This window comes from Arthrobacter sp. B0316-1-20 (genome assembly GCF_059091865.1).
On record NZ_JBNHHC010000017.1, the window covers coordinates 144,940 to 166,401 of the forward strand.

General features: G+C 65.4%; 20 protein-coding genes. 11 read left to right on the forward strand and 9 right to left on the reverse strand.

What is annotated here, in order from left to right; translation table 11 throughout:
- Window positions 1-3 precede the first annotated feature (3 nt).
- Both AC5RW2_RS25275 and AC5RW2_RS25280 read left to right on the forward strand, forming a co-directional pair.
- Window positions 4-780, forward strand: coding sequence for a VOC family protein (locus tag AC5RW2_RS25275; protein WP_493963925.1), 777 nt, complete (start codon window positions 4-6; stop codon window positions 778-780).
- A gap of 142 nt (window positions 781-922) precedes the next feature.
- Window positions 923-1,450, forward strand: coding sequence for a VOC family protein (locus AC5RW2_RS25280; protein WP_493963926.1), 528 nt, complete (start codon window positions 923-925; stop codon window positions 1,448-1,450).
- 14 nt (window positions 1,451-1,464) lie between these two features.
- Here AC5RW2_RS25280 and AC5RW2_RS25285 read toward each other — a convergent pair whose 3' ends face one another.
- The gene (locus tag AC5RW2_RS25285) at window positions 1,465-2,328 is read right to left on the reverse strand and encodes a helix-turn-helix domain-containing protein (protein ID WP_493963927.1); all 864 of its coding nucleotides are present in this window, start codon (window positions 2,326-2,328) and stop codon (window positions 1,465-1,467) included.
- Window positions 2,329-2,413: 85 nt separating this feature from the next.
- Between AC5RW2_RS25285 and AC5RW2_RS25290 the strand changes: the two genes are divergently transcribed.
- A complete protein-coding gene (locus tag AC5RW2_RS25290) occupies window positions 2,414-3,397 on the forward strand; it encodes a formylglycine-generating enzyme family protein (protein ID WP_493963928.1) in 984 nt (327 codons plus the stop codon).
- Window positions 3,398-3,459: 62 nt separating this feature from the next.
- Here the strand turns inward: AC5RW2_RS25290 and AC5RW2_RS25295 are convergent, their stop codons facing one another.
- Both AC5RW2_RS25295 and AC5RW2_RS25300 read right to left on the reverse strand, forming a co-directional pair.
- Window positions 3,460-5,796 (reverse strand): arylsulfatase, encoded by a 2,337-nt coding sequence (locus tag AC5RW2_RS25295; RefSeq protein ID WP_493963929.1) that lies wholly within the window; start codon window positions 5,794-5,796, stop codon window positions 3,460-3,462.
- An 84-nt stretch (window positions 5,797-5,880) separates the two neighbouring features.
- On the reverse strand, window positions 5,881-7,221 hold the full coding sequence (locus AC5RW2_RS25300) for an MFS transporter (protein ID WP_493963930.1): 1,341 nt from the start codon (window positions 7,219-7,221) through the stop codon (window positions 5,881-5,883).
- Between the two features lie 107 nt (window positions 7,222-7,328).
- Between AC5RW2_RS25300 and AC5RW2_RS25305 the strand changes: the two genes are divergently transcribed.
- The gene (locus AC5RW2_RS25305; RefSeq protein ID WP_493963931.1) at window positions 7,329-8,246 is read left to right on the forward strand and encodes a LysR substrate-binding domain-containing protein; all 918 of its coding nucleotides are present in this window, start codon (window positions 7,329-7,331) and stop codon (window positions 8,244-8,246) included.
- A 53-nt stretch (window positions 8,247-8,299) separates the two neighbouring features.
- Here AC5RW2_RS25305 and AC5RW2_RS25310 read toward each other — a convergent pair whose 3' ends face one another.
- Together AC5RW2_RS25310 and AC5RW2_RS25315 are read right to left on the reverse strand one after the other, a co-directional pair.
- Window positions 8,300-10,018, reverse strand: a complete 1,719-nt coding sequence (locus AC5RW2_RS25310; protein ID WP_493963951.1) for an amidase — start codon at window positions 10,016-10,018, stop codon at window positions 8,300-8,302.
- Entirely contained in the window at window positions 10,018-11,061 is a 1,044-nt protein-coding gene (locus AC5RW2_RS25315; protein ID WP_493963932.1) for an agmatine deiminase family protein, read from the reverse strand. Before AC5RW2_RS25315 ends, AC5RW2_RS25310 begins: the two co-directional genes overlap by 1 nt.
- 103 nt (window positions 11,062-11,164) lie before the next feature.
- Between AC5RW2_RS25315 and AC5RW2_RS25320 the strand changes: the two genes are divergently transcribed.
- Window positions 11,165-11,833, forward strand: coding sequence for a TetR/AcrR family transcriptional regulator (locus tag AC5RW2_RS25320; RefSeq protein ID WP_493963933.1), 669 nt, complete (start codon window positions 11,165-11,167; stop codon window positions 11,831-11,833).
- Here the strand turns inward: AC5RW2_RS25320 and AC5RW2_RS25325 are convergent.
- Window positions 11,830-12,570, reverse strand: coding sequence for an IclR family transcriptional regulator (locus AC5RW2_RS25325; protein ID WP_493963934.1), 741 nt, complete (start codon window positions 12,568-12,570; stop codon window positions 11,830-11,832). The two genes, AC5RW2_RS25320 and AC5RW2_RS25325, sit on opposite strands and share 4 nt — an antisense overlap.
- Before the next feature lie 176 nt (window positions 12,571-12,746).
- Here AC5RW2_RS25325 and AC5RW2_RS25330 point away from each other — a divergent pair, with 176 nt between their 5' ends.
- The 4 genes from AC5RW2_RS25330 (at window position 12,747) to AC5RW2_RS25345 (ending at window position 17,029) form a co-directional block, all read left to right on the forward strand.
- Window positions 12,747-13,958 carry an FAD-dependent monooxygenase gene (locus AC5RW2_RS25330; RefSeq protein WP_493963935.1) on the forward strand — a complete coding sequence of 404 codons (1,212 nt, stop codon included), beginning with the start codon at window positions 12,747-12,749 and terminating at the stop codon, window positions 13,956-13,958.
- Entirely contained in the window at window positions 13,958-15,037 is a 1,080-nt protein-coding gene (locus tag AC5RW2_RS25335; RefSeq protein WP_493963936.1) for a maleylacetate reductase, read from the forward strand. The genes AC5RW2_RS25330 and AC5RW2_RS25335 overlap by 1 nt, the downstream gene beginning before the upstream one ends.
- 15 nt (window positions 15,038-15,052) lie before the next feature.
- The gene (locus AC5RW2_RS25340) at window positions 15,053-15,958 is read left to right on the forward strand and encodes a dioxygenase family protein (RefSeq protein WP_493963937.1); all 906 of its coding nucleotides are present in this window, start codon (window positions 15,053-15,055) and stop codon (window positions 15,956-15,958) included.
- Window positions 15,959-16,042: 84 nt separating this feature from the next.
- Window positions 16,043-17,029 carry an ABC transporter substrate-binding protein gene (locus AC5RW2_RS25345; protein ID WP_493963938.1) on the forward strand — a complete coding sequence of 329 codons (987 nt, stop codon included), beginning with the start codon at window positions 16,043-16,045 and terminating at the stop codon, window positions 17,027-17,029.
- Window positions 17,030-17,105: 76 nt separating this feature from the next.
- Here AC5RW2_RS25345 and AC5RW2_RS25350 read toward each other — a convergent pair whose 3' ends face one another.
- Both AC5RW2_RS25350 and AC5RW2_RS25355 read right to left on the reverse strand, forming a co-directional pair.
- Window positions 17,106-17,510 carry a VOC family protein gene (locus tag AC5RW2_RS25350; protein ID WP_493963939.1) on the reverse strand — a complete coding sequence of 135 codons (405 nt, stop codon included), beginning with the start codon at window positions 17,508-17,510 and terminating at the stop codon, window positions 17,106-17,108.
- 9 nt (window positions 17,511-17,519) lie between these two features.
- Window positions 17,520-17,960: a helix-turn-helix transcriptional regulator gene (locus AC5RW2_RS25355; RefSeq protein ID WP_493963940.1), complete on the reverse strand. Its 441-nt coding sequence runs from the start codon at window positions 17,958-17,960 to the stop codon at window positions 17,520-17,522.
- A 104-nt stretch (window positions 17,961-18,064) separates the two neighbouring features.
- On the opposite strand from AC5RW2_RS25355, the gene AC5RW2_RS25360 reads away from it, so the two are divergent.
- A complete protein-coding gene (locus AC5RW2_RS25360) occupies window positions 18,065-18,793 on the forward strand; it encodes a TMEM175 family protein (RefSeq protein WP_493963941.1) in 729 nt (242 codons plus the stop codon).
- A gap of 67 nt (window positions 18,794-18,860) precedes the next feature.
- Here the strand turns inward: AC5RW2_RS25360 and curA are convergent, their stop codons facing one another.
- Window positions 18,861-19,883, reverse strand: a complete 1,023-nt coding sequence (curA, locus tag AC5RW2_RS25365; RefSeq protein WP_493963942.1) for an NADPH-dependent curcumin/dihydrocurcumin reductase — start codon at window positions 19,881-19,883, stop codon at window positions 18,861-18,863.
- A gap of 258 nt (window positions 19,884-20,141) precedes the next feature.
- Between curA and AC5RW2_RS25370 the strand changes: the two genes are divergently transcribed.
- On the forward strand, window positions 20,142-21,338 hold the full coding sequence (locus tag AC5RW2_RS25370; RefSeq protein ID WP_493963943.1) for a M14 family zinc carboxypeptidase: 1,197 nt from the start codon (window positions 20,142-20,144) through the stop codon (window positions 21,336-21,338).
- Window positions 21,339-21,462: the final 124 nt, after the last annotated feature.

The following is a 21,462-nucleotide window of genomic DNA, read 5'->3' on the forward strand; positions in this document are numbered from 1 at the left end:
TCCATGCCCAAGCCAACCTTCAGCCCCGGCGCACCTTGCTGGGTTGACCTGATGACCTCCGATCCGGAGAAGGCCAAGCAGTTCTACACCGAACTTTTCGGCTGGACCTATGAGGTCGGGGACCAAGAGAAATACGGCGGCTACACCATGGCCTTCAAGGATGGCCAGGCCGTCGCCGGCATGATGCCGAACCAGGACTCCGGCTTCCCGGACGTCTGGAGCACCTACCTGCGGGTGGAGGATATTGACGCCGCCACCCGGGCAGCCGAGGCACACGGCGGCCAGGTCCACATGCAGCCGATGGACGTTCCGGAGCAGGGCAAGATGGCCATGATCAGCGACGCGGGGGGAGCCACGGTGGGCCTCTGGGAGTTCGCGGGCCACACCGGCTACCAGTTGGCCGCCGAGCCCGGCTCCCCCGCCTGGCACGAACTCTCCACCCGTGACTACCGGACCACCGTGAAGTTCTACCAGGACGTTTTCGGCTGGGACACCGAGGTCATGAGCGACACCGACGAATTCCGCTACACGACCCTCGGCTCCGGCCAAAACGCCACAGCCGGCATCATGGATGCCAGCGCCTGGCTACCCGAAGGCGTCCCCTCCCACTGGCGCATCTACTTCGCCGTGGAGGACACCGACGCCGCCATCGAGAAGGCCACTGCCTTGGGCGGCAGCGTCCTTCAACCCGCCGAAGACACACCCTTCGGCCGCATGGCCACCCTGACCGACCCCACCGGCGTACCCTTCCTGGTTGTGCAGGAACTGCCCCGGCAATAAAACGGCCAGCACCCTCGCCGGGCGCCGCAGCCCTTTGGTGCCACTGCCTTTAATAACGACGGCGGTGCCCGGCTACCGATTGGCGCGCCCCTTGGCGGAAATCTTCAAGACCGGAGGCTGGGCGCGCGCCTAGTTTGGAGGCATGATGACTGACACCACCCAGCCCGCCCACGGCGAATATACCGACCACGGCGTCCCGCACGGCATGACGTCCCTGACGCCGTTCATCGCGCTCACGGACGCCGCGGGCGCCATCGACTTCTACACCCGCGTCCTCGGGGCCAAGCTGCTGGACCAGACCGACATGCCGGGACCGGACGGCAGCCCCGTCGTCGTCCATGCCACCCTTGATTTCGGCAACGGCTGCCTGCAGCTCGGCGAAGTCAACCCGGCCTACCATCTGGTCAATGCGCCCAAGGGCGACGACGACTGCTACTCGCTGGGCCTCTACGTCCCGGACGTGGATGCCGCAGTGGAGCGTGCCGTGGCTGCCGGCGCCAGCGTGCGCGAGGACGTAAATACCTTCGTATCCGGCGACCGGTACGGCAGCATCCGCGATCCCTTCGGCGTCCGGTGGTCCATCATGACCCGGGTGGAGGACCTGTCGCCGGAAGAGAGCAACCGCCGCGTGGCCGAATGGGCGGAGTCGATGGCGGCCGGCCAGTCCTGACTCTGCGTCACGCGCTAAGCCCCCGGCGAACCCGGATACTGGCGCGGCGTGAAGCCCAACACCTGGCGGAACTCCCGGGTCAAGTGCGCTTGGTCGGAAAAACCAAGCTCCGCAGCGAGTTCACCGAGGTCCATCGCGGGCTCGGCTCGGACGCGTTCGGCAGCATCCTGCAAACGACGGCGGCGCAGCATGAGCACCGCCGACATCCCGACGTAGCGGGATGCCAGCCGCTGCACGCTGCGTTCGGACAGGTGCAATGCCTTGGCCAGTTGCGGCGCCGACCGGATGTCACCCTCGTCGATCAGGTCCACCATCTGGTTGGCGAGGGCGGCGTCGTCGGACAACCCGCCGTCAGACCGGTGGGCCGCGAGCGCCCGTACGAAGTCCTGAAGCAGATCGGCACAGCGCGCCCGATGCGCAACACGGGAATCTCCAGCACCAGGATCTGCCGGCCCGGAATCTGCGGCCCCGGGCAGGTCCGCGGCCTCCGGCGTTGCCATCACGTCGCAGATCGACCGGTGCAGGGCAGCCGCCTCCACAGTGGCTTCCGCGTCCAACAATTCCGCCGGCCGCTCCGTGAACAACCGCACGCCGGCGGGCTTCATTAACGCGCCCACCGCCCACCCGCGGCCCGTCAGCACCTTAGTGGACGCCCGGCTGGTGGGCCCATAGATCGCGACGCCCTCTACTGCCACCACCACATTGCTGGCCGGATAGCCAAGCACCAACTGCTCCGCCTGCTCCCCCGCCGGCAAGTCCCACTCCGGAATCCACACCTGGCGCACGAAGGCAGCCACCTCTGCCCGCGCCGGAAACCTGGTCACCACGGACCCGGTGCCCGGCGTCAGGTGCCCCTTCGTCGTCGGCCTGAAACCCATGCTGCGATCGTATCCGCGTGTGTGCTTGCCCGGCCCGGCCCGGCCCGGCACTATCCTGAAGGGACAGTGCCCGCGAAGGAGTCGTATGTCTTGCTGCCATGGGCCGGAGCGCGAAGACGCCGGCACCTCGGCCACCACGCCTGCCGCTGTTGCCGGCGCCGGAACTGCCCCGGAAACCATTGCCACGCCGACGGTCACTCCGGTCACCCAGGCGCGGAGCATCGAGCAGGTGTCGCTGCCGGGAGGCCAGTTCCTCATGGGCGACGCGTTCGACGAGGGCTACCCGGAGGACGGCGAAGGCCCGGTCCACGAGGTAGCTCTGTCGCCCTTTACGGTGGACGCCACAGCCGTGACCAATGCCGAGTTCCACCGTTTTGTCGCCGCCACCGGCTACCGCACCGAGTCCGAGGTCTACGGCTACTCGGCGGTGTTCCATCTCCTGGTCGCCGCCGATGACTCTGACATCCTGGGCCGGGCCGAGGGCCTACAGTGGTGGGTCACCGTCAGGGGTGCCGACTGGGCCCATCCGCACGGGCCGAAATCCTCCTGGCAGGACCTTCCTGATCACCCCGTGGTCCAGGTGTCGTGGAACGACGCGGTGGCCTACTGCCAGTGGGCCGGCCGGGCGCTGCCCACCGAAGCGATGTGGGAGTACGCCGCCCGCGGCGGGCTGGAGCAGGCACGCTACCCATGGGGCAACGATTTGGTGGCTCGGGACGGGGCGCACCGCTGCAACATCTGGCAAGGAACCTTCCCCACGAACAACACGCTCGACGACGGCTTCCTCGGCCCGGCCCCAGTGCGCACCTTCCCGCCGAACGGCTTTGGTCTCTATGAGACCAGCGGCAACGTGTGGGAATGGTGCGCCGACTGGTTCCTGCCCAAGTACTACCGCAAGTCCCCGGCGGAGAACCCGCCCGGCCCCACCATCGGGCAGGGCCGGGTGATGCGCGGCGGTTCGTTCCTCTGCCACGATTCGTACTGCAACCGCTACCGGGTTGCGGCCCGGTCCAAGAACACCCCGGACTCGGCGGCCAGCAACATCGGCTTCCGCACCATCGCAGCCTGAGCAAGTCCGCAGCAGCAGCCGCCCCTAGGTGACGCGCCCCCGCCAGCCAAGCACCGCCGTCGTTATTCGAAGGCGGCGACCATCGCGCGGTCCAGTTCCACGATCTGTTCCGGGTTGTAATCCGCCTTGGGTCCGGGGGTGTAGCGGACATGGTGCAGCCGTCCGCTGTAGCGGTAGCAGCCGTGGCGCCGGGACAGTTCCCAGTCCACCGGGCCGCCGCGGTCCAGCCCCACGCTGATTCCGGCGAACGGGGCCATCCCGGTCAGCTGGAAGACCTCGGGCAGGACCGCCACCTGGTCCCCGTCGACCTGCAGGCTTATCGCCCACTTGAAGTCGGGCAGCGCGGCAAAGTCCACCCGAATGTTACGGAGCCCGGCTTCGATCGGGGCGCCGAGGCGTTTGACCTCGCCGTATTCGTTGTAAGTCAGGACCAGTTCACCGTCTTCGACGAACAGTACGTAGCCGCCGCCTTGGTCGCCGTGCGCCACCAGCACGCCGCCGTCACCGTCCGCTATTTCCACCTGCGCGTCGATGGTGAAGGAGCGCAGCCGGACCAGTTTGGCGGAGCGGTAGCGTTCCAGCGTCGGCGCGCCGGGGTACAACGTCACCGGCTGTTCCAGGAGCAGTTCGCTGGCCGGCCGGTTGCGGTTGAACGAGCCGTCGTCGTTGAGCGGGTAGACCTGGTTCCACCAGGCGTCCGCCTCCCACTTCGCGGCCAGTTCGCGCACCTTCTCCGGATGTTCGGCGGCCACGTCGACCAGTTCGGTCGGGTCGGTTGCCAGGTCGTACAGTTCCCAGCCGTCCTGCTTCCAGCCGGGGCCGTTGGGCTCCGGGGCAATCGCCTTCCAGGTCCCGGCGATGTAGCCGCGGCGGCCGTTGAGCTCGGTGTACTGCACGGAGTGCCCCGACGCTTCCGCCGGGTTCCGCAGCCAGTTGCCGAACGGCACGCCGTCGGTTTCCCGTGCCGCCAGCCCGTTGCGCTCGGCCAGCGGCTCCACGCCGGCCAGTTGCAGCAGGGTGGGTCCAATGTCCACGGCATGCGCGAACTGGTGGCGGACGCCGTCGTCGTCCGCGGGGCGGGGTAGGCCGGCCGGCCAGGACAGCAGCATGGGCACCCGGACACCGCCGGCATGCGGGAAGGTCTTGTACATCCGGAACGGAGTGTTGGACGCGTAGGCCCAGCCGCGCGGGTAGTGCACATAGGTCTGCGGGCCGCCGATCAGCTCCGGATCCCGCGGCACGTCCGGCTGCCAGTCCTGGGGCAGCCCGGAGCGCGGCGCGGAGAAACGGCTGAAGTAGCTGCGGGTGCCGGTGTCGCCGCCCTCGGACGTGCCGCCGTTGTCCGAGGTAAACACGATGATGGTGTTCTCATACTCGCCCAGCGCCTTCAGGTGGTCCGTCAGCCGGCGCAGGTTCTGGTCCACGTTGTCCACCGCGGCGGCGTAGGCCTCCATGTAGCGCGCGAACAGCGCCTGCTGTTCGGCACTGAGCGAGTCCCACGGCACCACGTCCGAGCCCGGTTCGGTGTTGCGCGGGGCGCAGCGGGTGCCTTCCGGAAACAGCCTCAGCTCGATTTGCCGGGCGAACCGCTGCGACCGGATGTGGTCCCAGCCAGACTCGTACCGGCCGCGGTATTTCTCCATGTCCGCCGCCTTGGCCTGGACCGGTCCGTGCACGGCGGTGTGCGCAAAGTAGAGGAAGAACGGCTTGTCCGCGTCGCTGCCGCGCAATTCGGAAATCATCCCCAGCGCCTGGTCGGTCAGGTCATCGGTGAGGTAGTAGTCCTCCGGGTATTCGTCCACCACCACCTGGCTGTTGTCCCGTACCAGCCGGTGCGGGTGGAACAGCGAGGTGAAGCCGTCCATGCAGCCGTAGTAGCGGTCGAAGCCGCGCTGCACCGGCCACGAGGACTTCTCCGCGGCGTCGTGCATCTTGGACTCCACCGTCAGGTGCCATTTGCCCACCATAAACGTGGCGTACCCGGCCGCCCGGAAGTTCTCGGCCAGCGTCGGAGCGTCTGCGGGGAGTTCCATGGCCGAGTTCGGGAAGCCCGGATCCATGTGCGGCACGTAGGCAAAACCTGCCCGGTGCGGATTCATGCCGGTCATCAGCGCGGCCCGCGCCGGAGCACACATCGGCGGCGTCTGGTAATTGCCCAGACGGTATCCGTCCTCGGCGATTTCGGCCAGCGCCGGGGTTTCGATCTCGCCGCCAAACGGTGCGATGTCGCTGTACCCCATGTCATCCATCAACATCACGACGACGTTCGGCGCACCTTCGCGGGCGCGCGTGGCCGGCTTCCACGCCGCGACCGAGTCGCTGGCTTTCTGCGCGACGGTGCCTTCGAACCCGGCGTAGTCGCGCACCGGATGCGGCCCGCTCTGGAGATGATCGTTCATGGTTTTTTCCTTCGGTGGTGCCGCCGTCCACCCCGCCGCAAAGCAGCAGGGTGGACGGCTGGGGTTAGTGCAACGGCGTTCGGGTCAGCCGATTTCGGCGCGGTGGCTTTCGCGGGTCATCAGGACCGCCGCCGTGCCCGCGGCGATGACCAAGGCCCAGAAGGCTGCCACGAGAGTGATTCCGCCGCCGGCGGCGAGGACCAGGCCGGTGGCAATCATCGGCGTGAAGCCGGCGCCGAGAACGGACGCTCCCTGGTAAGCGAGCGACGCGCCGGTGTAGCGCACGTGGGTGGGGAACTGCTCCGCAACGAAGGCACCGATCGGCCCGTACAACAGCCCCTGGACCAGGCCGTTGCCCACGACGATGGCGACCGCGAAGCCCCACATGGTGCCGTTGTCCAGCAGCGTGATCAGCGGGTAGGCGAGGACGATGCCGGTAACGCCGCCGATCACCAGCATCTTCTTCCGGCCCACGCGGTCGCTCATCCGGGCGGCCCAGAATGTCACGATCAGGGTCATGACCGCGCCGGCGGCCTTCCAGTTCAGCACGCCGGAGCGGTCCACACCGTTCTCCACCGCCACCGAAACGCCCCAGACGGTGAGCAAACCCTGGCAGCAGTAGAAACTCATCGTGGCCACGAGCGCCAGGACCACGGCCTTCGGGTGGTTCCGCAGCACATCCAGCAGCGGCATTTTGCGCTTCTCGCTCGCGTCCTCCAGTTTGGCGAACATCGGCGATTCGGCCACCTTCAGCCGGATCACCATGCCGACGACGATCAGGACGGCGCTGAGCAGGAACGGAATGCGCCAGCCCCACTCCAGGAACTGGTCGCCGGTGGCGGCCGAGACCGCGGAGACCACCAGCGTGGCCAGAATGGCGCCGGCAGGTCCGCCGGCGTTCGCGAAGGAAGTGGCGAAGCCGCGCTTGGTCTTCGGCGCGTGTTCGAGGGCCATCAATGCGGCACCGCCCCATTCGCCGCCCACCGCGACGCCTTGGACCAGACGAAGGATGACCAGGGCGATCGGGGCCGCGATCCCCACCTGTGCCGTCGGCGGCAGCATGCCGATGATCATGGTGGCCACGCCCATGATCAGCATGGAAAGCACCAGCATCTTCTTGCGGCCGATCCGGTCGCCGAAGTGGCCGAAGACCACACCTCCCAGCGGACGGGCCACGTAGCCGGCCGCCAGCGTCGCGAAGGAGGCGAAGAGCGCGAACCCATCGCCGAGGTTGGCGAAGAACACGTGCCCGAAGACAAGCGACGCCGCCGTGGCGTACAGGATGAAGTCGTAGTACTCGATGGCGCTGCCAACGAAGCTTGACGAGAGGATGCGCCGCATCTCCCGCGTGTTCAGCGAATCATTTGCTTCCGGCAGCGTTGCCGGAGCCTTGACCGCCGTGCGGGTGTTGCTGTTTTGCTGCACGTGGAACTCCTCGAAGGATTGGGGTCGGGGCCTGCTTGCTTCAAGTGTGCTGCAGAACACATAATATAGAAAATCAATTGTTCCAATGCGATGCATCAAGGGGACTTATGTCAGATCTGACGTTGAGGCAAATGGAATACTTCGTCGCCGTGGTGGATTACGGGTCTGTTACCGCAGCGGCGGCGGCCTGCCACGCCTCGCAGGCAGCTGCCTCGATGGCCATCGCGCAACTCGAGAAGTCCTTGGGAGCTGACTTGCTGGTGCGCAGCCGGTCACGCCAGATTGCGCTGACTCCGGCCGGAATCGAGTTCGCCACACACGCCCGGGCAGTGCTCGAACGGGTGACCGAAGCGGCCGCATCCATCTCCGACAACCTGGGACAGATCCGCGGCCCGCTGCGGGTTGGCTGCAGCCAGACGCTCTCGCCGCGGCTGGTGCCGCCGCTGGCCGAGCACTTCACCAAACACCATCCGGAGGTGGATCTGCGCTTCACCGAAAGCTCTGCGGGAGCCGTTCAGGAAGGCCTGCGCGAAGGCCGGCTCGACGTCGCACTGGTCTACGCGCTGCAGGCCGACGACGATCTTCACCGGGAGCGCATCAAGGACATCCAGCTCCAGGTGGTGCTGCCGCAAGACCACCGGCTCGCGCAACAGCCCACCGTGCGGCTGAAGGACAGCGCCGCGGAACCGGCGATCCTGCTGGACGTTCCGCCGACCATCGAACGGCTGACCACCGTGGCCCGCCAGGCCGGATTGGAACTCAACGTGCGATGGACCAGCGCCAACATGGAGACCATCCGCAGCATGGTCGCCCGCGGACTCGGCTACTCCTTCGCCAACAGCCCTCCGGTGGACGGCACAACGTTTGACGGGCTGCAGGTGGTGCACCGGCCGATCGCCGACAAGCACGCCCGCAACGCGATCGTTGCCTTGCTGCCGGCCGGTCACACTCCCCCGCGCCGGGTTGCCGCCGCCATCGAGGTGCTGCGCCAGGCCGAAGCGGCCCGCCCCGAGCCGGCTCCCTGAGCTCTACGGCGCACACTTAGGACCGCCTTGCGGATTCGACAAGCGGCGACAGCTCAGCCCAGCCGCGGGGTCCGCGGTGGCTCGGTGCGGCGGGAGCCGGTGGCTTCGAAGGCGGCTGCCAGGGCCAGCAGGGTGTTGTCGTCATAGGCTCGTCCGGCAAAGGTGAGGCCTACCGGCATGCCGATGTCCGTCATCGTGCCCATGGGCACGGTGACGGTAGGGATGCCGAGGTGCCGCGGGACCAGGTTGCCGTTGGCCACCCAAACGCCGTTGCGCCAACCACGATCGGCCGCGGCCTCGTTGGTATCCATGTTCGCGGGGCCAACGTCGGCTACCGCAGGGAAAATAGCCGCGTCCAGGCTGTGGCGGTCCAGCCATAGTTCCAGGTCAAGCCGGCGGGTTTCTTCCAATCCCCGGAGTCCGTCGGCCAGATGCGGAATGTCGGTGAAGGACGAGACGCCGTGTTCCCGTACATGCGCAGGATACGCCGCAATGTCATCGAAATTGTCGTAGCGGTCCGGCAGGGCGCCGTCGGGGTGCGGGAAAATCTGCGCACCGTCCACGCCGGCCAGGGAATGGAGCGCCGGGTCGCCGTTGGCCGCTAGGAAGTCCTCCCATGCCCACGCGGAGAGATCCAGGATTTCGCGCCGCAGGTACTCCGGACTGACCAGCCCGCGGGTGCCGATCGTGGCGGCGCCAGGCCGATCGCCCTCATAGTTGGAGACGACCGGAAAGTCCACCGGGACCACCTCCGCGCCCGCTGCCTCGAGGTCCCGCCGTGCGGCCTCCCACAGCTCGATGATCGAGGCCCGGGTCTCGATCCGCTGCCCGGTGGCTCCGCCAATGCCGGGCTGTTCGCCGGTGCCGGCCTCGGGGTCGGCGTTGATGTACATGCGCGGGACGCCGAAGCGTTTTCCCTGCAGCGCCTGGCGTGCCTGCTGCAGTCCGCAGGGCGCCAGGACGGGATAGGAGTCGGGCCGGACCGACGAAGCGTCCGGGATGGGCACCCAGGGCTGCGCGCGCCAGAAGTCGCCGCGCGTTTCCGGGTCGTCCGCCACGATGACGTCCAGCACTTCAAGCAGGTCGGCCATGCAGCGGGCGTGAGGTACCACCACGTCCATGGTGGGAACCAACGGCCAATTGCCGCGGACGGAGATAACACCGCGCGAGGGGGTGTAGGCACAGAGCGCATTGTTCGACGCCGGCGCCCGTCCGCTGGACCAGGTTTCCTCGGCGAGTCCGAAGGCAGCGAAACTGGCCGCCGTCGCCGTACCGGATCCATTGGACGAACCGGAACCAAAGGCTGCGGTGAGGAAGTTTGCGTTGTAGGGGCTTTCGGCACGTCCGTAGAGGCCGCGCTGCATCCCGCCGTTGGCCATCGGCGGCATATTGGTCAGTCCGATGAGCACGGCTCCGGCCGCGCGCAGGCGTTCGATGGCGAACGCGTCGCGCTGGGCTACCAAGTGCTCGAAGGCGGGCGAGCCGGCTGCGGCGGTGAGACCTGTGGCCAGATAACTGTCCTTGGCCGTATAGGGAATTCCGTCCAGCGGGCCGAGCGTTTCGCCGCGGGAGCGCCGTTGGTCCGAAGCGCAGGCCTCGGCGAGCGCCGCAGGATTCATGACGACGACGGAGTTCAGCCGGATGCCCGTGTGGTCATAGGCGGCAATGCGTTCCAGATAGGCCTGGGTGATTTCCTCGCTGGTTGCCTCTCCAGTCTCCAGCGCCTCGCGCAGCTGTGCGATCGAGGCCTCCACCACGTCAATCATGCCCATCATGCCGCCGCTAGGCCGAGATTGGGCTGCTGCTGGGTGATGCAATGGATGCCGCCGCCGCGGGCCAGGATGGGCCGGGCATCCACCGTGACCACGCGGCGGCCGGGATAGGCTTCGGCGAGGATTTCGGCTGCCAGCGCATCCGCTCGTTCCTCGCCGTAGCCGCAGGCAATCACGCCCCCATTGACGACCAGGTGGTTGACGTAGCTCCAGTCGACGAACCCGCAGTCGTCCTTCAGGGTCTCGGGGGCGGGCAGCTCAACGATGTCGAACGGCTTGCCAGCAGCATCCGTCTGGGTTACGAAGAAGTCCCGCAGCTGCCGGCTCACCTCAAAGTCCGGATGTGCCGGGTTGTTTTGCATATGGAGCAGGATCCGGCCCTGCGAAGCAAACGTGGCCACCATGTCGATATGGCCCCGTGTGCCCAGGTCTTCGTAGTCGCGGGTCAGCCCCCGCGGCACCCACACGGTATGGCCGGCGCCCAGGGTGCGGGCCAGTTCCGCTTCCACACGCTGTTTGTCCGTGTACGGGTTCCGGTCGGGATCGAGCTGCACGGTTTCGGTCACCAGCACCGTGCCCGCGCCATCAACGTGGATGGCGCCGCCTTCGTTGACCAGCATGGAACCGACGAGTTCGGCCTGGGCCTGCTCGGCGACGAAGCGGCCGATGTCCCGGCTTTTCTCCCACTCCGCCCAGGCCGGAGCGCCCCAGCCGTTGAAGGTCCAATCCACCGCGCCGAGCACGTCGGGCCTTTCGTCGTCGACGACGAAGGTCGGCCCGATGTCGCGCATCCAGAACTCATCCAGCGGCGCTTCGAGCTGTTCGATGCCGTTGCCCAGCATACGGCCGGCACGCTTCCGCTCGGTCGGATCAACCACCATGGCCACCGGCTCAAACTCGGCCGCGGCGTGGGCCACGGCGGTCCAGGCTTCGTACGCCTCCTCGGCTGAGGCAGCGTCCTCGCCAAGTGTCCGCCCTGCCCGGGGAAACGCCATCCAGGTCCGCTCGTGCAGTGCAGTTTCCGCCGGCATACGCCACGCCATGGAACCTCCTGTTGTCGCTGCGCTCGGAAGGCCTTGCTTTCTGGCCGGTCCCGCTATTGATCAACTGATCAATAACGAGCAAAGTACTTTAGACTGGTTTGTGATGTCAAACACCCGACAAGCCCTTCGCAAAGCTCCGGACGAACGCGCCGCGGAGCTCGCCCAAGCTGCCCGGAACATCGCCTTGGACCAGGGACTTTCCGCCATCACACTGCGCAACGTCGCCCAGCGTGCCGGCGTTGCCCCGGGCCTCGTGGCGCACTACCACCCCTCCGTTGACGTGCTGGTGGCCGCGACATTCTCCAGCATTGTTGCCGCGGAAACCGCAGAGGTCGCCGCCTTGATCGCCAGATCAGGCACCCCGCAGCAAGGCCTGAGCCTGCTGCTCGACACCCTCCTCGCCGAACAGCGCCTGGATGTGACGGCCGTCTGGGTGGAAGCTTGGTCCCTCGGCCGCCGCAACGAGGCACTGGCCCGCAGCGTGCGGGACCAGATGGATGCCTGGCAGGCGGTGATCCGGGACCTGGTGTCAGCCGGCATCGCATCCGGTGATTTCACTACACCGGATGCGGAGTCCGTAGCGTGGCAGATTCTGGGCATGATCGACGGGCTGAACGCGCAGGCCCTGGTGCGCTGGAACGGCGTCGCAGACCGGCACACCCACCTTGCCCGCGCCGTCGAGGTGATGGTGGGCGCAGCCCCGTCGTCCCTCATACGGGAAGCTCGGGTCGAACTGTCGAACTGTCCGCCTGGCGGGGAGCACAACTCCTAGGCCTTCTTGAGGGCCCCCGAGATCCCTTGGGCAGCCGAGACAACGGCGGGGACGAGGCTCTGAATGTTGGTCATCCGGGTATCCACAACCACAGAGAGCGCAGCAATCACGGCGCCATCCGGCGCTGTGACTTTGGCGGCGACAGACCCCGCACCAAGGCTCATTTCTTCACGGACTACCGCGTAACCCAGCGCGCGGACGGAGGCGATTTCCCGCGCAAGGAGACGGGGGTCAGTGATGCTGAATTGCGTCATGGCCTCAAGCGGCTTACCCATCACTTGGCTGCTGATCTCGCGGGGCGCATGCGCCAGCAAGACTTTGCCGACCCCCGATGCATGCAGCGGAAGCCGACCGCCCACCTGGGACAAAACCCCTACAGCGCGCGACGCAGAAAGCCGTTCAATGACCACAGCTTCGTCGCCTTCGAGGACCGCTAATTGCACATGCTGGCGAAGTGCTTCGTGGAGCACGCTCATGAATGGCATCGCCACCGCCCGCAAAGGCAAGGTCCGCGGGGCAAGCGCCCCCGTTTCCCACATCTTGATTCCGACGACGTAGGTTTTGTGGTCGGTCCGTTCTAAAAGGGCCGTTGAGACCAACTCGTTCACAAGACGGCGTGCGGTGGCGTGTGGCAGCTTTGCGCGGCGCGTGATGTCGGCGAGCGTTAGTTCAGCATGATCCGCCGAGAACGCAGACAAGATATCGGCCGCTTTACCGACCACGCTGCGCTGATCCATTGCATGATGCCTCATCCGGCCTATCCCCTAATGCAGGGCGAAAAGTTGTCCACTGAGTGAACATTAGCGGCTGAATCTCTTGCCCGTCGATCCAAGATGGTTTCAACTTGCGTCTCAGTGCTCAGGCATACAGCCTGCCGCCGGGGGCGCTATCGGATCACACAAGCGAAGGCACCATGAGCACCAAATCCCCATCAGCATCGAGGCTCCGCGTCGCCGTCGTCGGCGGCGGAATCGGCGGTCTTGCTACTGCGGCTTTTCTCTGTCAGGCGGGTCACCAGGTCGTTCTCTTTGAACAAGCACCGGCCTTGGGCGAAGTGGGCGCTGGCTTGGTCATGGCCCCCAACGCGATGCGCTTGCTGCGCCGCATGGGCGTGGCAGACAAAGTGGTTGAAAACGGCGTCCGATTGAAGGCTGGTTGGGAATTTCGCCGCTGGTCTGACGGCACCATCCTGTCAGTCGAAGATCTGGACCAGCGGTGCAAACAGCTCTACGGCGAAGACACGTACGTCATGCACCGGGCGGATCTCCTCGCCGCGATCCGCTCTGCCGTGCCGAACAACATCATCCGGCTCGGTACCCGTGTCACGTCGGTTGAGCAGGACCCTGACGGCGTCAGCCTGACCTTGGCTGACGGCAGAGTCCACACAGCGGATGTGGTCATCGGCGCCGATGGAGTGCATTCGATGGTCCGCGGGACGATTGCCTCTCCCGCCCCAGCCACATATTCGGGGATGTGCGCTTTCCGGGCCCTGGTCCCTGCAGAGAAGGCCCCGGAATTTTCCCGCCGTGCAGTACAGACCTTGTGGATTGGGCCGGGCCGACATCTGGTTCATTATCCGGTCTCTGCCGGACGGTTCATCAACCTCGTGGCTTTCGCCCCGGCCGGCGATTACACCCGGGAGTCTTGGTCTGCCACCGCGGATTTGGAGGAGTTCCTCGCGGAGTTCGCAGGTTGGGACCGGCGACTAGAAGATCTGATAAAGGCCGCGGACAGACCGGGCCGCTGGGCCCTGTTGGACCGGGAGCCGCTGCGGCAATGGACACATGGCCGTATCGCCCTGCTGGGAGATGCGGCCCATCCGATGTACCCGTTCTTTGCCCAAGGGGCTGCCCAAGCAATCGAAGACGCAGCTGTCTTGGCCCATTGCCTCGCCCGGCATGCCGACAATCCGGCCCAAGCCCTAGCCACCTATGAAGCAGCCAGAATCGAGCGGACTACAAAGATCCAGTCCCTTAGCCATGAGCGGAAGGACATAAATCATTTGCCCGACGGACCGGAACAGCGTGAACGTGATGCGCGGCTTGCCGACGGCGATGCGCTGGCCAAGTCAGCTTGGCTTTATACCTACGACCCCATTCAGGCGCTCGAGGAGGTGGCCGGATAATGGCCAGTTTTGAACATGTGACGCTGCGGCAGCGGGTGTTGTTCGGGTCGGGGAAGGCTTCGGCGAACCTTGCAGCTGAGGTAGTCAGGCTGGGCGCTTCGCGGGTGATGGTCATTGCTTCGGAGCATGAGCAGACCCTGGCCCGGTCCGTCGCAGCGGAGATTGATGTTGCCCTCTGGCACTCGGACGTGGTGATGCACGTACCCATCGAAACCGCTGGAAAGGCCCGCGCCGCCGCCGCCGATGCCGGCATCGACCTGCTGGTGTGCGTGGGCGGTGGTTCGACTACCGGCTTGGCCAAAGCAGTGGCCCTAACCACCGGCATCAGGATCGTTGCCGTTCCCACTACGTACGCTGGATCTGAAGCCACGAATGTGTGGGGTCTGACTGAGGCGGCCCGCAAGACCACCGGGGTGGATGACCGCGTGCTGCCCGAGACCGTGATTTACGACGCCGAGCTGACCTTGTCGCTGCCGGTGGAATTGTCCGTCGCATCGGGTTTGAACGGCATGGCGCACTGCATTGACTCGCTCTGGGCGCCCCGGGCGGATCCAATCAATGCCGCGCTGGCCGCCGAGGGCATCCGCGCCCTGAGCCAAGGACTCCCCCTGATCACGGCGAATCCAGAAGACCTGCCGGGCCGCGAGCAGGCGCTCTACGGCGCCTACCTCTCGGCTGTCGCCTTCGCCTCGGCCGGTTCCGGGCTGCATCACAAGATCTGCCATGTCTTGGGCGGAACCTACAACTTGCCCCACGCGCAGACCCATGCCACCGTCCTGCCATACGTGCTGGCCTTCAATGCTCCCGCGGCACCGGATGCCGACGCCCGCGCGGCCGCCGCGTTTGGAACGCCCACGGCATTAGAGGGACTGCAGAACCTGCGCAGGGCGGTCAATGCGCCGCGAGCTTTGGCCGACTACGGCTTCAACGCGGACTACATTCCGGAGGCGGTCGGCATCATCTTGGCTTCGGTTCCGCCATCCAATCCGCGCCCAACCACACCCAAAAACCTGGCCGCGTTGCTCGACGCGGCGCTGACCGGCAGCGACCCGGCCGCGCTGGCCGCCGTCGCCGCTTAAGGAAGGACCCTCACCATGACCACCGCAGCAGGATCCGCCGTCTCCGCCGAACAGGCGGCAATCGAACAGCAACTGGTCGATGCCGTCGTCGCCTCCTTTGAGAACGCCGACGACCCGCGGCTCAAACTGGTCATGCAGGCCCTGACCCGGCACCTGCACGCGTTCATCAGGGAAGTCCGCCTGACCGAGGACGAATGGAACCAGGCCATAAAATTCCTCACCGCGGCCGGACACATAACGGACGACAAGCGGCAGGAGTTCATCTTGCTCTCCGACGTCCTCGGTGCGTCCATGCAGACCATCGCGGTGAACAACGAGGCAGTCGGCGACGCTACCGAGGCAACCGTCTTCGGGCCGTTCTTCGTCGAGGACTCCCCGGAGATCTCTCTGGGCGGGGACATCGCCGGCGGCGCCCCCGGCCAGCCCTGCTGGGTTGAAGGAACCGTCAAAGACACCAACGGCCAACCTGTCCCGAACGCCCGGGTGGAGGTCTGGGAAGCCGATGAAGACGGCTTTTACGACGTCCAATACACCGATTCCCGGGTCGCGGGGCGGGCACATCTTTTTACCGACGACGACGGTGGGTTCCGCTTCTGGGGCCTGACCCCCACTCCCTACCCCATCCCGCATGACGGGCCGGTCGGGCAATTGCTCGAAGCGGTCGGTCGCTCCCCCGTTCGGGCCTCCCACCTGCACTTCATGGTGACAGCTCCCGGCTTGCGCACCTTGGTCACGCATATCTTCGTCGAAGGCGACCCGCAAATCGAGATCGGCGACTCTGTCTTCGGTGTCAAGGAATCCCTGATCAAGAAATTTGAGCAACAGCCCGCAGGCACCTCCACCCCCGACGGCCGCGACCTCGGCGACCGCACCTGGGCCCGGACCCGCTTCAACATCGTGCTTGCCCCGGTAGACACCTAAAACAGCAGGCCAGTCATCCAGCGGCAAACAGAGCGTCTGCGTGTACAGGCGTACGTACCCGCTAACTCACGAAAAGGAAAAGATATGAAACGCACTTATGTGGCCGTCCTGTCGACGGCTGCAGTATTGGCCCTGTCTGCCTGCGGCAGCGGGTCGCCCAGCGGTGGAACGGAAGCACCACAGGGTTCAGAAGCCGCTGCGGATGGCACGTTGACCCCGATCACCGTGGGCGTCATTCCCATCGTAGATACCGCTCCGATTTGGCTGGGCCGGGAGAAGGGCTTCTTCGAAGAAGAAGGACTCCAGCTCGACCTTCAGACAGCAGCCGGAGGAGCTGCCCTCGTTCCCGGCGTAGTCAGCGGTGATTTCGACTTCGCCTTCAACAACGTGGTGTCGCAAATGGTGGCCGTGGACAAGGGCCTTGACATCCGCTTCGTGACGAATGGAGCCTCCAGCGCCGGTCAGGAAGGAAAAGACTTCAGCGCGGTCATCGTTGCCCAAGACTCACCGATCAAGTCTCCCGCTGACTTGGAAGGGAAGCGGGTGTCCGTCAACACGCTTGCCAACATCGGTGACACCACCATTAGCCATGTGGTGGAACAGGACGGCGGCGACCCCAACAAGATCAATTTCGTCGAGGTAGCGTTCCCGAATGCCGAAGCCGCTTTGGCCAATGGCCAGGTGGACGCGGCCTGGATCTTGGAGCCTTTCCTGACATCGGCGTTGAAAAACGGTAACCGCGTGGTCAGCTACAACTACGTTGAAACGAGTCCCGAACTGGACATCGCCGGCTACTTCACTACCGGCGAGATGATCGACAGCAAACCTGAAGTGGTTGAGCGGTTCCGGAAGGCCATGACGAAGTCGCTGGAGTACGCCCAAGAGAATCCGCAGGAGATCCGGGCTATCGTCGGAACCTACACGGAGATCAGTGAGGAGCTGCGGCAGGAGATGGTCCTCCCCGCGTATCGGTCTGAGTTCAATCGCGAGGCCGTGCAACTTCTGGGCGATGCCTCTGCCAAATACGGAACGCTATCCCAAGCTCCGGATCTGCAAAAGATCTTGCCGTAACCTTCCGAACTTACTGAAGAGTACGACGCCGGCCGCTCACCTTCGGAGGTGAGCGGCCGACGTCGTACTGGTGCGGTTACTTGTTCTGGTTGATCCGGATCATGTTGCCTGATGGGTCGCGCACGGCGCAGTCGCGCGGGCCCCACGGCTGGTCCATCGGTTCCTGCAGGACTTCCGCGCCGAAGGAGACGAGCCGCTCGAAGAGGGCGTCCAGGTCGTCGGTGCTGAAGACGAGCATGGGCAGCACGCCCTTGACCAGCAACTCCTGGAGTTGGTCGCCGTCGGCCTGGGAGCGGCCGGCGTGCGGAGCGGACAGCACCAACTCCAGCTCCGGCTGGTCGGGGCTGCCCATGGTGATCCAGTGGAAGCCTCCGTTGGCGACGTCGTTGCGGACTTCCAAGCCGAGGCCGTCCCGGTAGAACGGGATGGATTCGGCGGGGTCGTTGACGGTGATGTTGCAGTACTGGAGTGAAATAGTCATGCGCCCAACCTACGCAGAGGCAGGGGCCGCCGCTTCTCGATTCCTGCTCGATCGCGGATCGATGGGCCGGGTCAGCAGCTTCGCAATGCAGGGCGGCATCGCTTCGGCCGCCTCATGCCTGCGGCTGCGGTAGGAACTGGGGCTCTCGCCGGTCAGTTGGGTGAACCGGGTGCTGAAGGATCCCAGCGAGGTGCTCCCCACTTCCATGCACGCATCCGTCACGCTCCAGCCGGCGCGCAACAGTGCCATGGCCCGCTCGATCCGCCGGGTCATCAGATAGTTGTAGGGCGTTTCGCCATACGTTGCCTTGAACCGGCGGGAGAAATGGGCCGGCGACATCAGCGCCTTGGCCGCCATCGTCGGCACATCGAGCGGCTGGGCAAAATCGCGGTCTATCAGGTCGCGTGCCCGCCGCAGGTGGGCCAGGTTGGCCAGCTCCTCAGGATTCACAGCTTGAGGTTACCGCTCTACGGAAGCTGTCGGAAGTTCTGCCGAGGCTGCCCTGAATTCCATAAACCATTGCACTGCCACTTCGCTTGCGCGACGCTAATCACGTGGAACAGCGACCTGATCGCCCGCAGGCTGCCCGCGCGGCTGGCCCTGAAGCTTCCCATCCGAAGGCCGGGATTACGGCACGCAACGCCGTGGTGCTGGCGCGCGAATCCAGCGAGTTCGACCGTGGGCTTAGCTTCTACGACGTCATTTACGGATTCGCCATCACGCTGCTGGTCACGAACATCGATGCTCCCTCCGCGGAGGCCTGGCAAGACCCGCGGGCGCTGCTCGAATCAGGAGTCGTGCACCAGCTCGCCGGCTTCGCCCTGAGCTTCGCCGTGATCGCCGTGTTCTGGCGGATCAACCTCCGATTGATCAAACGGCTCTCGGCGCTCGACTCGGCGACGACGACGGCTAACCTCCTGGCCGCCGCGTTCGTCATCCTGATTCCGTTCACCACACAGGGGGTGAGCGACCCGGAGACATCTCTGCTGGAGCTGACGACCGTGCTGTACGCCGCGAACATCATCTTGGCGTCCTTGGCCCAACTCTTGATGTTCGAGATTGCCCGTCGGCACGGTCTCGAGATCGACCCGATGACGCCTCGGCACCACGCAGCCTTCGTGCTCGATTTCCTCGTTCCGCCCTTGGTTTTCACTGTGTCGATTCCCGTCGCTTTGGCAGCCGGCGGCACGGCGGGGAAGATCACGTGGGCTGCGCTCATCGTGCTGGGACCGGTCTCGGGCATCCTCGCGACCCGCGTCCAGCAATCAACAACAGGCCGATGATCCGGCGCGGCTGCCACCGGAGACGATCAGCGCTGGCATCATGCGCCGCTTAGTGCAGAAAAACTGGTCAAAGGCGGATCAAGAGCTTTCCAAAATTCTTCCCGTTGAGCAACCCGCTGAAGGCCTCCGGGGCATTCTCGAGGCCGTCAACGATATCCTCGCGGAACTTCACTGAACCGTCCTTGACCAGCCCCGGCATCTCCCGCTGAAAAGCGTCCCAGTGCTTTTCCCGGAACTCGGTCTGGATGAAGCCGCGGACGGTGAGGCTCTGGCTGAGCACGGTGCGCATGAATCCGGGCAGTTGGTCGGGACCGGCCGGCGGTTCCGTGTCGTTGTAGCTGGCCACCATGCCGCAGATCGGCAGCCGCGCATAGAGGTTCAGCAGCGGCACCACGGCTTCAAGGACAGCCCCGCCCACATTCTCCCAATAGACGTCGACGCCGTCCGGGCATGCTGCTGCGAGTTCGTCAACGAAGTCGGGCGAGCGGTGGTCGACGGCCGAGTCGAAGCCCAGTTCGCTGAGCAAGTACGCGCACTTTTGGGGCCCGCCGGCGATCCCGACGGCACGGGCACCGGCAGCCCGGGCGAGCTGGCCAACGGTAGATCCAACCGGTCCTGCAGCGGCGGCGACCACCAGAGTTTCGCCGCCCTGAATCCGGCCAATCTCGCGCAAACCCGAATATGCCGTGAAGCCGGGCATGCCCAAGACACCGAGTGCAGTGGAGTCGGAGAGCCCGTTGTCCGGAATCAGCCGGGCGTGATCCCAGCGGACGACGGCGGCGCTCTGCCAGCCGCCGTAGGCGGTAACCAGCTGGCCCGGCTGGAAACCGGGATGACGGCTCTCCACTACTTCGCCAATGGTTTCCGCTGGAAGCACATCCCCCACCGGCGTCGGTGCGGCGTAGCTCTTGGCGGAACTCATCCGGCCACGCATATAAGGGTCCAAAGACACGTACTTGTGGCGAATGAGCAGTTCTCCCGCTACAGGGGCCGGCAGATCCACTGTCTCGAAGCGGAAAGTGGACGAATCGGGCGCACCGTGCGGCCGTTGGGCCAGCACGATCCGAGTGCTTTGGATCCGGGAAGTCATATCCGCCACGCTATCGGATGTCCCTTGTCCAGGCGTTCTCTTTTCCGGCTGCCCGACTGGTGGCGGGAGGAGAGTTGGTCCGGCTTCGGAAATTACTGGGCCACACGTCAAGATTGGGCCGCGGGCTCTGGGCAATGTGCGGACGCCCGGCTAGCCTCTGCTTACCGGCAGTTCGCGCGAGCTGCCGGTCCCATTGCCCGCCGCCGTCCCAGCCGGCCGCAGTCGGGGATGAATCGCTCAACCTCTGGAGGACATGCAGTGAAGCACCAGCCCAAGAGCAGCACCAACCAGCCACCGGCCAAACCCAAGCGCTATCGCAGCCTGGCAGCGGCGGCGGCCCTCGCCGTCGTCATTCCCTTCAGCGCCGCCACGCCGGTGCTGGCCGATGCCAACTTCCCCTCCACCGAGGGCAACACCAATATCTCCAGCATCCTGACCTACGACGACGTGGTGAAGGAATTGCGGAAGCTGGAGAAGACCAGCCGCTACGGCGTGGATGCCTTCACGCTGGAAGAAGCGGGCACGCAGGTCAACAAGTCGGAACAGGGCCGCGATCTCTGGGTGGCCACGGTCGGCAACGGCGCCGAACATGTGTGGATCCAGGGCCGCATCCACGGCAACGAGCCCTACGGCACCGATTCAATCCTCACGTTGCTGAAGGATCTGGGTAGCAACGGGTCGGCGGAATACCAACTGCTGCGCGAGAAGTTCACCTTCCACTTCATCCCGATGTACAACCCGGATGGCTCGGAAGCGAACATCCGCCACACCATCCTCTGGGACCAGGCCAACAACCTGCCGGAGTTCGGTTCCAACGGGCGTGAGCAGCGGATCGATCTGAACCGGGACTGGACGCCCAACGGCTTCGTGGCGAATGAATCGCTGGCCTTCTACGAATACTGGACCGATGTAAAGCCAGCCTACGGAATCGACATCCACCACCAGGGCCTGAAGAAGGAATGGGGCACCGGCGACGATGTCACGCTGTCGCTGGGCATCTCGCTGGCTCCGGGCGGGCCGACCCTGCCCGGGATCAAGGACGGCGCGTACGACGAGCTGACCCGCCAGATGCACGTGCACGTCTATGACGAACTCTCCAAGTACGGATCCATTAACATGGACCGCTACCAGGTGGGCAACGGCCTGGAGATCGATATCAAGGGCGGCGTGGTATCGGCGATGATGCTGGGGCTGGACTACCAGGGGATGAACCCGGAGGGGCACTCCAACCCGGTGGTCTTCTTCGAAACCTCCGGCAACACCTCAGACGGCAGCCTGGGCCAGAAGGCCCGTGGCAAGAGCATCAAGCAGAACCTGCTCGCCATGAAGGAACTGCTGCTGGGCCTGGCCACCGGCGAAGTCCAGCAGGAAGACGCCGACCGCTGGGAAGAGATTCCGCACCAGCCGGTCACCGGCTACAACACCGACTACGCGGGAACCATCCCGGTTCCGTAGCAACAAGCAGCAGCGCCCCTGCCTGGCTGAACTGGTCCCCGAAAGTTGGACTGGCTAAGTAAGAGCCTAGGCTGCGAGGGCCTGAGCACGGTATTGCACCGGGCTCAGGCCCTTGAGCTTTGTT